At 69.7% G+C, this 13,879-nt stretch carries 13 protein-coding genes; 2 read left to right on the top strand and 11 right to left on the bottom strand.

What is annotated here, in order from left to right; translation table 11 throughout:
- Positions 1-2: 2 nt before the first annotated feature.
- Positions 3-293: a hypothetical protein gene (locus Q5716_RS05065; protein WP_305002002.1), complete on the top strand. Its 291-nt coding sequence runs from the start codon at positions 3-5 to the stop codon at positions 291-293.
- Positions 294-309: 16 nt separating this feature from the next.
- Here the strand turns inward: Q5716_RS05065 and rbfA are convergent, their stop codons facing one another.
- The 4 genes from rbfA to nusA form a co-directional block, all read right to left on the bottom strand.
- The gene (rbfA, locus tag Q5716_RS05060; protein ID WP_305002001.1) at positions 310-753 is read right to left on the bottom strand and encodes a 30S ribosome-binding factor RbfA; all 444 of its coding nucleotides are present in this window, start codon (positions 751-753) and stop codon (positions 310-312) included.
- A gap of 26 nt (positions 754-779) precedes the next feature.
- A complete protein-coding gene (infB, locus tag Q5716_RS05055; protein ID WP_305002000.1) occupies positions 780-3,467 on the bottom strand; it encodes a translation initiation factor IF-2 in 2,688 nt (895 codons plus the stop codon).
- 88 nt (positions 3,468-3,555) lie between these two features.
- The gene (locus Q5716_RS05050) at positions 3,556-3,831 is read right to left on the bottom strand and encodes a YlxR family protein (RefSeq protein WP_305001999.1); all 276 of its coding nucleotides are present in this window, start codon (positions 3,829-3,831) and stop codon (positions 3,556-3,558) included.
- Positions 3,832-3,860: 29 nt separating this feature from the next.
- On the bottom strand, positions 3,861-4,841 hold the full coding sequence (nusA, locus tag Q5716_RS05045) for a transcription termination factor NusA (protein WP_305001998.1): 981 nt from the start codon (positions 4,839-4,841) through the stop codon (positions 3,861-3,863).
- Positions 4,842-4,948: 107 nt separating this feature from the next.
- On the opposite strand from nusA, the gene Q5716_RS05040 reads away from it, so the two are divergent.
- The gene (locus tag Q5716_RS05040) at positions 4,949-5,773 is read left to right on the top strand and encodes an NADH:ubiquinone oxidoreductase subunit 4 (chain M) (protein WP_305001997.1); all 825 of its coding nucleotides are present in this window, start codon (positions 4,949-4,951) and stop codon (positions 5,771-5,773) included.
- A gap of 1 nt (position 5,774) precedes the next feature.
- On the opposite strand, the gene Q5716_RS05035 is transcribed toward Q5716_RS05040, so the two are convergent.
- From Q5716_RS05035 to Q5716_RS05005, 7 genes are all read right to left on the bottom strand, one after another.
- Complete coding sequence (locus Q5716_RS05035; protein WP_305001996.1) at positions 5,775-7,541, bottom strand: proline--tRNA ligase; 1,767 nt, start codon at positions 7,539-7,541, stop codon at positions 5,775-5,777.
- 16 nt (positions 7,542-7,557) lie between these two features.
- Positions 7,558-9,348, bottom strand: a complete 1,791-nt coding sequence (locus Q5716_RS05030) for a choice-of-anchor G family protein (RefSeq protein WP_305001995.1) — start codon at positions 9,346-9,348, stop codon at positions 7,558-7,560.
- On the bottom strand, positions 9,348-10,016 hold the full coding sequence (locus Q5716_RS05025) for a hypothetical protein (RefSeq protein WP_305001994.1): 669 nt from the start codon (positions 10,014-10,016) through the stop codon (positions 9,348-9,350). Before Q5716_RS05025 ends, Q5716_RS05030 begins: the two co-directional genes overlap by 1 nt.
- 4 nt (positions 10,017-10,020) lie before the next feature.
- Entirely contained in the window at positions 10,021-10,545 is a 525-nt protein-coding gene (locus tag Q5716_RS05020) for a signal peptidase I (protein ID WP_305001993.1), read from the bottom strand.
- A 44-nt stretch (positions 10,546-10,589) separates the two neighbouring features.
- Positions 10,590-11,231 carry a hypothetical protein gene (locus Q5716_RS05015; RefSeq protein ID WP_305001992.1) on the bottom strand — a complete coding sequence of 214 codons (642 nt, stop codon included), beginning with the start codon at positions 11,229-11,231 and terminating at the stop codon, positions 10,590-10,592.
- A 152-nt stretch (positions 11,232-11,383) separates the two neighbouring features.
- A complete protein-coding gene (gene ispG, locus Q5716_RS05010) occupies positions 11,384-12,532 on the bottom strand; it encodes a flavodoxin-dependent (E)-4-hydroxy-3-methylbut-2-enyl-diphosphate synthase (protein ID WP_305001991.1) in 1,149 nt (382 codons plus the stop codon).
- Between the two features lie 16 nt (positions 12,533-12,548).
- Entirely contained in the window at positions 12,549-13,877 is a 1,329-nt protein-coding gene (locus Q5716_RS05005) for a M50 family metallopeptidase (protein ID WP_305001990.1), read from the bottom strand.
- Positions 13,878-13,879: the final 2 nt, after the last annotated feature.

Here is a 13,879-nt window from a genome sequence, read left to right as displayed (position 1 = left end):
CCATGACGGATGCTCCCGCTCGCGGAACCCTGGTCCCCCGCACGATCGCCCTCGTCGGCCTCCCCGCGATGATCGTCCTCGCCGGGTTCGCCTTCGCCGGCTTCACGTACGAGTCGGGGGACCGGGTCTACCGGTTCTTCCTCGCCGAGGCGATCGTCGGCGCGGTGACGACTGCGGCGGCGATCTGGTGGGTGGCGCGGGCGCGACCGAAGGGCGGGGCCATCGCGGTGCTCGTGGTGAGCATCCTGATCAACCCGATCTGGTTCATGCTGCTGATCAGGATGCTCGGCTGAGCCGTGGCGTTGACGCTCAGTCCTCGTCCTCGTCGTCGATCACCCGCGGCTTGACGTACGGGTCCTCGTCACCGGCATAGGTCGCCGAGCGCGCGAGCGACTCCACCTCCGCGTCGCGCGCGGCCGCTTCGCTCAGGAGCGAGTCGATGATCCGCGCGTTCTCGGGAATGGCGTCGGCCACGAACTCGAGCGACGGGGTGAGCCGCGCGGTGAGGTTCTTGCCGACCTCGCTGCGCAGCATCCCCGTCGCCGACTTGAGGGCCGCTGCCGTGTCGGCGCGCTCCTCGTCGGAGCCGTACACCGTGTAGAAGACGGTCGCGTGCTGGAGGTCGCCGGTGACGCGGACATCGGTGATCGTGACGAACCCGAGGCGGGGATCTTTGATCCCGCGCTCGAGGGTCTTCGCCACGATGACCTTGATCCGGTCGGCCATCTTCGCCGCCCGTGCTGCGTCAGCCATGCGTCCTCCAGCCCGCGAGCCTCGCGTCAGACGCGGGGCTTCTCCTTCATCTCGATGGTCTCGATCTCGTCGCCGATCTGGATGTCGTTGAACTTGCCGAGGCCGATTCCGCACTCGAAGCCCTCGCGGACCTCGGTCACGTCGTCCTTGAAGCGGCGCAGCGAGTCGATCGCCAGGTTGTCGCCGACGACGACGCCATCGCGGATGACGCGCGCCTTCGCATTCCTCGTGATCGTGCCCGAGCGCACCAGCACACCGGCGATGTTGCCGACCTTCGACGAGCGGAAGATCTCCCGGATCTCCGCGAGGCCCGACTGGACCTCCTCGTACTCCGGCTTGAGCATGCCCTTGAGCGAGTTCTCGATGTCCTCGAGCGCCGAGTAGATGACCGAGTAGAACCGGATGTCGATCCCCTCGCGCGCGGCGCGCTCGCGGGCCTTGACGTCCGGGCGGACGTTGAAGCCGATGACGATCGCGTTGTCGATCGTCGCGAGGTCCACGTCGGACTCCGTGACCGCACCGACGCCGCGGTGCAGGATGCGCAGCTGGACGCTGTCGTCGACCTCGATCTTGAGCAGCGCCTCCTCGAGCGCCTCGACGGCACCGGAGACGTCACCCTTGATGATGAGGTTGAGCGAGTCGACCTTGCCCTCGGCGAGCGAGCGCGTGAAGTCCTCGAGCGAGATGCGCTTGCGGGCCTTGGCCAGCTGGGCGTTGCGCTCGACGGCCTCGCGCTTCTCCGCGATCTGGCGGGCCGTGCGGTCCTCCTCGGTCACGATGAACGTGTCGCCGGCGCGAGGCACGGTCGACAGACCCTGCACCTGCACGGGACGCGAGGGGTAGGCCTCCTCGACCGGGTCGCCGTTCTCGTCCATCATCGCGCGGACGCGGCCGTAGGCCGTTCCCGCGACGATCGCGTCGCCGACGCGCAGCGTTCCCGACTGGATGAGCACGGTCGCCACGGCGCCGCGCCCCTTGTCGAGCTTCGCCTCGATGGCGACGCCGCGCGCGTCCTTGTTGGGGTTCGAGCGCAGGTCGAGACCGGCGTCCGCGGTGAGGAGCACCGCGTCGAGCAGGTCGTCGATGCCGAGCTTGTTGAGGGCCGAGACATCCACGAACATCGTGTCGCCGCCGTACTCCTCGGCGACGAGGCCGAACTCGGTGAGCTGCTGGCGCACCTTGGCGGGGTTGGCCCCCTCCTTGTCGACCTTGTTGACTGCGACGACGATCGGCACACCGGCCGCCTGGGCGTGGTTGAGCGCCTCCACCGTCTGCGGCATGATGCCGTCGTCGGCCGCGACCACGAGGATGGCGAGGTCGGTGACCTGGGCGCCGCGGGCACGCATGGCGGTGAACGCCTCGTGACCCGGGGTGTCGATGAAGGTGATGGCACGCTCGATGCCCTCGTGCTCCGTCCAGACCTGGTAGGCACCGATGTGCTGGGTGATGCCGCCGGCCTCACCCGCGACGACGTTCGCCTGGCGGATCGCGTCGAGCAGCTTCGTCTTACCGTGGTCGACGTGACCCATGACGGTCACGACGGGGGGACGGATCTCGAGGTCCTCGTCGGTCTCGTCCTCGAGCTCCTGCTCGAGGTCGAGGTCGAAGCCCGCGAGGAGCTCCTTGTCCTCGTCCTCCGGGGAGACGACCTGGATGCGGTAGCCGAACTCCTCGCCGAGGATCGTGAACGTCGCCTCGTCGAGGGACTCGGTCGCCGTCGCCATCTCACCGAGGTGGAAGAGCGCGGTCACGAGGCTGCCGGGCTGGACGGTGATGTTGGTCAGCGTCTCGATCTTGTCGGCGAGGTCGGTGATCGACGCGCCTCGACGGAGCCGGATGACCGTGGTGCCGTCACCGCGGGGAACGGTCACGCCGCCGAGCGACGGAGCCTCCCGCATCTCGAACTCGGCGCGCTTCGTCCGCTTCGACTTGCGGGCCTTGGACTTGCCGCCGCCACGGCCGAACGCGCCAGCCGTGCCGCCGCCCGGACCGCGACCACGACCGCCGCCGCCTGCCGGGGGACGGTTCGGGCCGAAGTTGTTGCCCCCGGCGCCACCTGCTCCACCGGGGCGGAAGCCGCCGCCGGCGCCCGCGGGGCGCGGGCCGCCGGGACGCTGCTGGAAGTTGCCGCCCGGACCACCGGGGCGCTGCTGGAAGTTGCCGGGACGCGGGCTGCCGGGGCGAGGAGCCTGCGGGCGCGGACCGGGCTGGCCGGGACGCGCCATGCCCTGGTTCGACGAGAACGGGTTGTTGCCGGGGCGCGGACCGCCGGGGCGCGGCATGCCCTGGTTCGACGAGAACGGGTTGTTGCCGGGGCGCGGGATGCCGGGGCGCGGGATGGCGCTCGGGCGCGGCGCGTCGGAGGGCGCGGGGGTCGCGGCCGCGGCCGCCTCGGCCTGAGCCTGGCGCTCGGCGACCGTGAGGGGCGCTGCCGGCGCGGGGGCGGCGGGCGCATCCTCGACGACCTCGTCGGCGGGAGCCGGCTTGGGCGCGGCGGGCTTGGGCGCCTTCGGCGCGGCGGCCGGCTTCGCGGCGGCCGGGGCCGGCTTGATGCCGTCGGCCTCGAGGGAGGCCTTCACTCGCCGCGCGACGGGCGGGGCGATGCTGGAGGACGGTCCCTTGACGAACTCGCCCATCTCCTTGAGCTTCTCAAGGACGATCTTCGATTCGATGCCGAGCTCGGAAGCGATCTCGTGCACGCGTGGGTTAGCCACATTTCTCCTGTCTGAGCCTGCGCCCAGGACAGGGGCAGGCGATTAGTGGACGGGTCTCATTTCGAGCCGCTCATTAGTTGTCCATAGGTCAATCAGCCTGTTCTTCCGGATGGCCCGACGGGCAATCGACTGCTGCACTCACGAGCTCCGCGTCGAGAGCCGCCGCCGACCTCAGCGCGCGGGACCAGGCCCGGCGCTTCGAGGCGGCATCGACGCACTCCGCAGTGGGGTGCACCCACGCTCCCCTGCCGGCGAGGCTCCCGGACGGATCCGGGACCACTCGTCCCTCGCGCTCCACGACCCGCAGTAGAGCGGACCGGTCATCGCGAGAACGGCAGCCGAGGCACGTTCGTGCAGGAACCATCTTACCCCTTCGGCAGCTCCCGATCGGGCCTAGCCCTCGAGGATGCTGTCGGGCTGGATGTCGATGCGGGCGCCCGTGAGCTTCGCGGCGAGGCGCGCGTTCTGCCCCTCCTTGCCGATCGCGAGCGACAACTGGTAGTCGGGCACGAGAGCGCGGACGGCCTTCGTGGACTCGTCGATGACGAACGAGCTCGACACCTTGGCGGGCGAGAGGGCGTTCGCCACGAAGGTCGCGAGGTTGTCGGAGTAGTCGACGATGTCGATCTTCTCGTTGTTGAGCTCCGCGGTCACAGCCCGCACGCGCTGCCCGAGCTCGCCGATGCACGCCCCCTTGGCGTTGACCCCGGGCTCGGTGGCGCGGACCGCCATCTTCGTGCGGTGCCCGGCCTCTCGGGCCAGTGACGTGATCTCGACGATGCCGCTCGCGATCTCGGGAACCTCGAGGGCGAAGAGCTTGCGCACGAGAGCGGGATGGGTGCGGCTCACGGTCACCTGCGGTCCCTTGAGCCCCTTGCTGACGGACGTGACGTAGACGCGGATGCGCGAGCCGTGGGCGTACTCCTCGCCCGGCACCTGCTCCTCGGGCGGCAGGATCGCCTCGACGGTACCGAGGTCGACGTGGATCATGCGGGGGTTCGGCCCCTGCTGGATGATTCCGGCGACGATGTCGCCCTCCCGGCTCTTGAACTCCCCGAGCACCTGGTCGTCCGCGATGTCGCGCAAGCGCTGGTTGATGACCTGCTTCGCCGCGAACGCGGCGATCCGGCCGAAGTCGCTCGGGCTGTCCTCGGCCTCGCCGATGACCGCGCCCTCGTCGTCGAGCTCCGGCACCCACACGCTCACGTGCCCGGTCTTGCGGTCGAGAACGACGCGCGCACCGCTGGCCTCCGTCTCGCCGACGTGCTTGAGGTAGGCCGTGAGGATGGCCTGCTCGATGATCTGGACGAGTTCCTCGAAGGGGATCTCGCGCTCGCGCTCCATGAGGCGCAGCACGCTCAGGTCAATGTCCACCGAGGGCCTCCGCAGTATTCAGGTGTGGGCAGTACCCGCACAGTCTACCGGAGGGCCGGCTCGGGCATCCCTGCGTCTCGCGGTCGTCGCGCCCCTACGCTAGGCACATGCGCACCCGAATCGCCATCGCCGTCGCCGCCGTGCTCTTCCTGCTCGTCGGCGGAGGGGCCGTCGCGATCGCGCTCATCACGGAGTCCCCCTCCCTCCACGCCGGCGAGGGACGGTCGATCGTCGAGGAGGACGACGACTTCGGCACCGTCGAGGTGTACACGGTGCTCGACGACGGCTCGCTCGACCCCGAAGCCGACGGGCTCACCGCGGAGGTCTGGGAGACCTTCGTGCGCGTGGCGACGCTCGATTTCGCCGCGGAGGTGATGGCCGAGTACCGGGCCGGGGACGCGCCCGACAGCGACACGCTCGCCTACGTGTACCAGACCGACGACCCCGACTACTGGGTGCTCGCGGCGAACCTCGCGACGAGCTCGGACAGCCAGCAGCTCATCGCGACCCTGATCCACGAGTACGCCCACATCATCACCCTCGACACGACGCAGATCGGCGAGCAGACCTCGACGTGCGAGACCTTCCAGCTGAGCGAGGGATGCCCGGAGCCCGACTCGCTCCTCGTCGCGTTCGAGGAGCGCTTCTGGTCGCCCTACGGCGACGCCGCACCCGACGCGGACAACGACGACGCGGACGCCGCGTGGGATTTCTACCTCGAGCACGAGGAGGACTTCGTGAGCGACTACGCCGCCACGAACGTCGTCGAGGACATCGCGGAGTCGTTCATGACCTTCGTGCTCGAGGACGAGCCCGAGGGCGACAGCGTCGCCGCCCAGAAACTCGCGTTCTTCTGGAATGAGCCCGACCTGGTCGCGATCCGCGAGCGCATCCGCACCGAGTTCGGCGACGACCTCGGGCTCGCCGACTGACCTACTGCGCGAGCAGCGCCGCCCCCACCTCGTCGAGACCCACGCTCGACCGCTCGCCCGTCGCGCGGTTCCACAGCTCGACGCGGCCCTCGGCGGCATCCCGGCCCACGATGACGATGAGCGGCACCCCGAGCAGTTCGGCATCGCCGAACTTCACGCCCGGCGAGACCTTGGGCCGGTCGTCGAAGAGCACGTCGAAGCCGCTCTCCTCGAGCGAGTCGACGAGCGCCTCGGCCGTCGCGAAGACGACCTCCTCACGGCCCGCCGCGATCACGTGGACGTCGAAGGGCGCGACGTTCTTGGGCCAGATGAGCCCCTTGCCGTCGTTGTTCGTCTCGGCGATGACCGCCATGATGCGCGTGACGCCGATGCCATAGGAGCCCATCGTCACGGTCACGAGCTTCCCGTTCTCGTCGAGCACCTTGAGGCCGAGCGCCTCCGCGTACTTGCGGCCGAGCTGGAACACGTGACCGATCTCCATGCCGCGCGCGAGTTCGACGGGGCCGGAGCCATCCGGGGCCTCGTCGCCGGCACGGACGTCGGCGATCTCGACGACGCCGTCAGCGACGAAGTCGCGGCCCGCGACGAGGCCGTAGACGTGCTTCTCGTGCTGGTTGGCGCCCGTCACCCACGAGGTGCCGTCGACGACCCGCGGATCGAGGAAGTACCGGATGCCCGTCGCCGACGTCTCGCCGAGCACCGGCGCCTCGGCGAACCCGGGGCCGATGTAGCCCTTCACGAGACCGGGGTGCTTCGCGAAGTCGGCTTCGGTCGCCGCCTCCACCTCGGCGGGCGCGAAGGCGACCTCGGCGCGCTTCATGTCCACGTCGCGGTCGCCGGGGATCCCGACGATGACGAGCTCGCGCGACCCGTCGAGGTGGGTGAGGGCGAGCACGACGTTCTTGAGCGTGTCACCGGCCTCCCACGGCCGGTCCTCGCGCGGGAACTGGGCGTTCGACAGGTCCACGAGGGTCTGGATCGTCGGCGTGTTCGGGGAGTCGTGGACGATCGCCGTGGGAAGCCCGTCGATCGGCAGCGGCGCGGGCGGCAGCGTGCGGAAGGCCTCGACATTGGCCGCGTAGCCGCCGGCGCTGCGCACGAACGTGTCCTCGCCGATCGGCGTCGGGTGGAGGAACTCCTCGCTCTTGGACCCGCCCATCGCACCGGCGTCCGCCTTGACGATGGCGTACTCGAGTCCGAGGCGCTGGAAGATCCGCTCGTAGGCGTCTCGGTGGGCCTGGTACGAGGCATCCAGTCCCTCGTCGGTGTAGTCGAACGAGTAGCTGTCCTTCATCGAGAACTCGCGACCGCGCAGCAGCCCGGCGCGGGGCCGGGCCTCGTCGCGGTACTTGTCCTGGATCTGATAGATCGACAGCGGCAGGTCCTTGTAGCTCGAGTAGAGGTCCTTCACGAGGAGCGTGAAGACCTCCTCGTGGGTCGGGGCGAGCAGGTAGTCGGCATCCTTGCGGTCCTTGAGCCGGAACAGCGCGTCACCGTACTCGGTCCATCGGCCGGTGAGCTCGTAGGGCTCGCGCGGAAGAAGCGCCGGGAAGTGCACCTCCTGGGCGCCGAACGCCTCGAGCTCCTCGCGGATGATCCCCTCGATCTTGCGCCGGACCTTGAGTCCGAGAGGCAGCCACGCGAAGATGCCGGGGGCCTGGCGGCGGATGTAGCCGGCGCGCACGAGCAGCTTGTGGCTCGCGACCTCGGCGTCGACCGGGTCCTCGCGAAGGGTGCGGACGAAGAGCTGGGAGAGGCGTGTGGACACGGCCTCCATGCTACTTCTAGCCCACGGGGCCGTTTGACCCCACCGTGGAGCGAGCGAGGTCGATCGCGACACCGCCGGAGGTGACCCCGAGCGTCACCAGGCGCAGAGCGGCGACCGAGTACTGCCCGGTGCGGTACGGGCGGGTCGACGGCGCGGCGACACCGCTCCAGCCCGGCGGGGTGCCCGCGGGCGAGCTCGCCTGCGCCGGATCGGGCGAGTTCTGAGCGTTGACGACGAGGGAGACCAGCGCGCTCGGTCCGAACAGGGCGGACAGCGCGGTGGAGAGGAAGGAGGCGAGCGCGTTGGCGTCAGAGGTGAGCGCGGTCACGAGCGCCGAGAGCCCGGGTACCGGGGTCACCGCCGTTCTGATCAGGCCGCCCACGACCGGCCCGAACGTGCCGTTCAGAGAGAGGCTGGACACCGCTGACGTGAGCCCGGTCAACAGCGGATTCACGACGCCGCAGATGATGCCGCCGGTGATGCCGGCGCAGCTCGGCGGCGACAACTGGGTCGTCACCGAGATCGGTGCGGTCCCCGCGATGAGCTGGTCGAGCCGAACGTGGCTCGCAGAGACCGTGACGGTGCCGACCGGCACCGTGATCCCGAGAGCCGCGACTGCCACCGAGATCGGGAGGACCACCTTCAGATCGACATCGAGGATGCCCGCCGCCGTGTTCACCGTCGTACTCACTCCCGTGATCCACGACGTGAGCGCGCTGCTCACCGCCGTCGTGAGAGCCGACATCGCCGTCGAGTTCAGCAGGAGCTGCGTGTTCGGCGCGAGCCCGTTCAGTCCGACCGAGTTCTGGTAGGCGGGACCGAGCAGTCGGGCCAGATCCACGGTGACGGTTCCGGCACCGAGATCGATCGAGGCGATCCCCCCGGCGTCGCTGATCGGCGTGGCGAGGTTCGTTGCGAGCCCCGACAGGGAGATGTCGAGCGCGAGCGTCGTCGTCGGAGTGCCGACGACGAAGCCGGACAGAGTCGACGACAGCGCGCTGAGCGTCGCGGTGGAGATGGAGTTGATCAGCCCGCTCTGACCCGCGACCGCCGCGACCGACGACCGGATCGAGGCGGCACCCGAGTTCGTCGTCGTGACGATGCTCGACACCCGGGGCGACGTGAGGGTCGCACCGAGCCCGGCGACGAGGTACTGCCGCACGAGGGCGGAGTACACCGAGCCCGACCAGTCGGCGGCGCAGCCGTCGAGCGTGGCGTAGCTCGCGAGGGCCCCGATCGTGAGCCGGGCATCCGAGAGCCCGCTGATTCCGCCGCCGAGACCGCCGCCCACGAGCTGATTGAGCACGGAGCCCAGCTGGACGGTCGCGAAGCGCGGCACGGTGCCGCCCGCCGCCGGGGCGACGAGCGAGATCGCGCCGGAGTCGCTCACGCCTCCCGCGGACCCGGCGGAGTACCCCGTGGGACGGGCCTCGGCGAACTGCTGCAGCACTCCGGCCTGCGCCCCGGTGTCGAGGGCGAGGACTCCCCCGAGCTGAGTGTTGATGGAGCCGAGCGCCGACACCGACAGCGGGTTGGCCGACGACACCGCGGCACCCGAGCCGGGACTCGATGCGGTGGCGCCGTTCACCGACGCGATGGACGACAGCGTCGTCGAGAGGATGCTCCCGCTCAGCACCTGGCCGCTCGCGCTCGAGACGTGCCCCGTCGAGCACGACGCCGAGGCCAGCGAACCGCGATCGAACTCCCGGTCGTGCCACGACGCTGCCGATGGAGTGGCGAGGAGGGGCAGGACGAGGGCGCCCAGAGCCGCCATCGTCGCGCCGAACCACGCCCGATCCGCCCTCATCACCGTGCCTCCCGCCGGAGGACGCGATGACGAGCGAGGCTCAGGCCGACGAGCACCACGCCCGCACCGATCGCGAGCGGCGCCAGTCGGTTCGCGCCGGTGTTCGGCAGCCCCCCGGGCACCGTGACGGTCGCCGTATCTCCGGAGGCGGTGAACCCGAGCGCGATCGTGGCCTCGGCGCCCTGCAGCTCGACCGGCATCGTGTCCGGTATAGACAGCTCGGCGAGGAAGAACGGGCCGCCCCCTGGTTCGATCTCCCCGAGGTCGACCACGGAGCCGCTCTCGATGTCGGCGAAACGGCCCTCGACGACCGTTACCGCACCCGTCGGGCATTCATCGGCGATCCACTCGCTCCCGCACTCGCGCAGCGTCAACCGGAGGCCCTGGGGATCGTCAGCGAGAGAGCCCGAATGACGCACCTCCACGGAGAGCTCCCCCGGCCCTGACACCTCGAGCATCGCGGAGATCGGCCAGAGCACGGAGTCGCCGGGCTGCATCTGCTGCGACCACTCGGGCAGGTCGGATGCCTGGAGCGAGAGCATCCCCGGAGCACCGTCGTCGATGTGGGCGTCCGCCGCCGCGCCAGCGGAGACCCCGAGCGCTCCGAGCACGACGAGAAGGCCGCCTGCGGCGTACCCGGCGGCAGCAGCCGTCCTCCCCCGCCGCATCTGACTACTCCTGCTTCGGCCACCAGGTCCAGAGCACGAGCAGGCCGATCGCGATCGACGCCCCGACGATGACCCACGGCGAGCGCATCGCGAAGACGAGCTGACCGCCCCACGGCACGGCAAGCGCGGCGATGCCCACCCGGTCGACGACGTACGGCTCGGGATCCGGGCTGGAGTTGCCATCGCCCTGCATCGTGACGGTGCGAGCGGACGAACCCGTCGACACCGGCTCGAGGGCGATCACCCGGTGGGTCACGGGCGGAGCGGAATCCCGGTACACGGTGACGATGTCGCCGATGGCGATCTCCGAGGCGGGGGCGTCGCGGGCGACGACGAGCGAGCCCGCCGGGAGCCCCGGTGACATCGAGCCCGTCGTGAGCACGATGAGCCGGAAGCCGAGGAGGGGCAGCGCCGCGAGCACGAGGCACGCGAGCCCCACCACGCCGAGCACCACCACGAGGGCGGCCCGCGTGGTGGCGAGGGGTGAACCCCCGCCCCCGCTTCCCGAGCTGTCGTGGATCCGTTTCACGACAGTTCGGTGGCGGGGGCGGGAGACTGTGGCGGTCATCGCCGCTAGCTCGATTCGGCCTCGAAGTACCACTCGGGGGTCGTGGTGAGGCCCTGCAGGGTCGACGGCGACCCGGCGGGAAGGGTGACCGCGAAGCACACGATGCGCTCGGCGCTCGAATCCGCGGCGATCGAGAACGTCGGCGCGACATCGGCCGACAGGGCTGTATCGAAGGGCACGAGCCCGTCGTCTCCGGCGCCGAACTGGGCCGCTGAGCACTCCGCCGTCGAGGCGACGATGCCCGCGCCGTAGCGCAGGGCGCCGTACAGCGAGTTCGCGCCCGCGAGCGCCGATTCGTTGAGGGTGACGGTGCCGGCGAGCGAGTCATCCACCGTCCGGAGGCGGACGAAGCCGTACGCCGTGTCGCCGGGGGTCAGTCCGCTCGCGTCGACGAACGCGATGACGCCACCGGGCGAGTCAGGCTCGTCGACCCAGCCGGTCGAGCCCGTGGTCGTGTTCTGCTGGATGCGGAACACGCTCGTCGAGATGCCCGGGTCGGTTCCGACACCGCCCTGAACCCACTCCGTGTCGGTCCAGGCGGCGAGCGATGCGACGCCAGCGCCCGACAGGAGGACGATCCCGAAAGCCGCGATCGCGGCGACCTTCTGCGCCCGATATCCAGTTGTTCTCCTGCGGTTTCCAGCCATGCCCAACTCCCCACAAGTTGGTCACTGCGTCAACCCTGCTACTCGCGTGGCAGGCTACGGATCCAGGCCCAGCGACTACGACGTCTTCGTCGTTGCCATCATGATACTCATTCAATACTGATCTGTTCACCCTCTTTTCACGGGGCGCAAAATCAGCTAGTGACGACCTGCGGCGATCCCACTGCGCCGGCCGGCATCTCGGCGGCGAGCCGGTTGGCCTCCTCGATGAGGGTCGCCACGATGTCGGCCTCGGGCACGGTCTTGATGACCTCGCCCTTGACGAAGATCTGGCCCTTTCCGTTGCCGCTCGCCACGCCCAGGTCGGCTTCGCGCGCCTCCCCCGGGCCGTTGACGACACAGCCCATGACGGCGACGCGAAGGGGCACGGTCATGCCCTCGAGGCCCGCGGTCACGTCGTTCGCGAGGGTGTAGACATCCACCTGGGCACGACCGCAGCTCGGGCAGGAGACGATCTCGAGCTTGCGCTCGCGGAGGTTGAGCGACTGCAGGATCTGCAGGCCCACCTTCACCTCCTGCGCGGGAGGCGCCGAGAGCGAGACGCGGATCGTGTCGCCGATCCCCTCCGACAGCAGGATGCCGAAGGCGGTGGCCGACTTGATCGTGCCCTGGAACTCCGGGCCGGCCTCCGTGACGCCGAGGTGAAGCGGCCAATCGCCCTGCTCGGCGAGGAGTCGGTACGCCTTGACCATGACGATCGGGTCGTTGTGCTTGACCGAGATCTTGAAGTCGTGGAAGTCGTGCTCCTCGAAGAGGCTCGCCTCCCACACGGCGCTCTCGACGAGCGCCTCGGGCGTCGCCTTCCCGTACTTCTGCAGGAGGCTCGGCTCGAGCGATCCCGCGTTGACGCCGATGCGGATGCTCACGCCGGCCGCCTTGGCCGCCGCCGCGATCGCCCCCACCTGGTCGTCGAACTTCTTGATGTTGCCCGGGTTGACGCGCACGGCACCGACGCCGGCGTCGATCGCGGTGAATACGTAGCGCGGCTGGAAGTGGATGTCGGCGATCACCGGGATCTGGCTCTTCGCCGCGATGATCTTGAGCGCGTCGGCGTCGTCCTGGTGCGGCACCGCGACGCGCACGATGTCGCACCCGGTGGCCGTGAGCTCGGCGATCTGCTGGAGTGTCGCGTTGATGTTGGTCGTCTGCGTCGTCGTCATGGACTGGACGCTCACCGGGAAGTCGCTGCCGACGCCGACCTTGCCGACGTGGATCTGGCGGGTCTTGCGGCGGGGGCTCAAGGTTTCGGGGACCTTCGGCATACCGAGATTGACTGCTGGCACCCCACCAGCCTACGGCTTAGAGGATGGAGATCGGCTTGACGATGTCCGCGTAGATCAGCAGGAGCGTCATCGCGCCCAGCACCACCGAGACGGCGAGCGTGATCGGGATGAACCGCGCCGCATCCACCGGCCCGGGATCGGGCTTTCCGCGCAGCTTGGCGACACCGCGCCGGATGGCCTCCCAGACCGCCCCCGCGACGTGCCCGCCGTCGAGCGGCATGAGCGGGATGAGGTTGAAGACGAAGAGGGCGACGTTGAGCGACGCGAGGATCTGGATGAGGGATGCCGCGCGGTCCGCGACCGCGATCGAGTTGAGGCTCGTGATCTCCCCCGCGATCCGGCCGATGCCCACGACCCCGATCGGGCCGTTCGGGTCGCGCTCCTCGGGGCCGAAGGCGGCCTCCGCGACGTCGATGAGACGCTGAGGGAGGGTGATCACGATGCCGACCACGCGCGCGATATTGTCGCCGACGGCGGGCAGCACGGCAGTCACCGGTTGCCGCACGTTCTCGAGGGCTGCTCCGATCCCCAGGAAGCCGACCTCTTGCGTGATGGGGTCGCCGTTCTCGTCCTCGGCGATCGCCCCGTTCTCGTCGAGCGCGTAGCGCTCCGAAAGCAGCGGAGTCGCCGTCAGCGACACCTCGCTGCCGTTCCTGTCCACGACGATCGCGAGCTGCTCGCCCGGGGACTCCCGGATGATCTGCGTGGCCTGATCCCACGACTCGATCGCGGTGCCGTTCATGGAGACGATGCGGTCTCCGGGCTCGAGGCCCGCCTCGAGGCCGGGCGCGGCCGGGTCATCCGCTCCGCACTCCTGGTTCTCGCTCGTCGCGGGGATGACGCACTCGTTGACGCTGCCGATCGTCGTCGAGAGCTGGGGCAGGCCGAACCCGCAGAGCACGATCGCGTAGAACAGGATGCCGAGCAGAAGGTTCATCGTCGGACCACCGAGCATGATGACGATGCGCTTGAGCACCGGCAGTCGGTAGAACGCCCGGCTCTCGTCCACGTCGACGAGGGTCTCGGCGCTCGCCGAGCGGGCATCCTGCACGAGCGTGTCGAAGAGGCCCGTAGTGGCGGTGCGGGACCGGCCTCCGGGGCGGGTGGGAGGGAACATCCCGGCCATGGAGATGTAGCCGCCGAGCGGAAGCGCCTTGATGCCGTACTCGGTCTCGCCGCGTCGCCAGGAGAAGAGCGTCGGCCCGAAGCCGATCATGTACTGGCTGACCCGCACGCCGAACTTCTTCGCCGGCAGCAGGTGGCCGACCTCGTGCAGACCGATCGAGATCGCCAGGCCCACGAGGATGATCAGGATGCCCAGGATGTAGAGCAGAACGGTGTCCACGG

It is taken from the genome of Antiquaquibacter soli (assembly GCF_030580675.1).
GTDB classification, from domain to species: Bacteria; Actinomycetota; Actinomycetes; order Actinomycetales; family Microbacteriaceae; genus Rhodoglobus; species Rhodoglobus soli.
The sequence above is the reverse complement of the archived record's forward strand: the minus strand, read 5'-3'. Positions and strand labels throughout refer to the sequence as shown.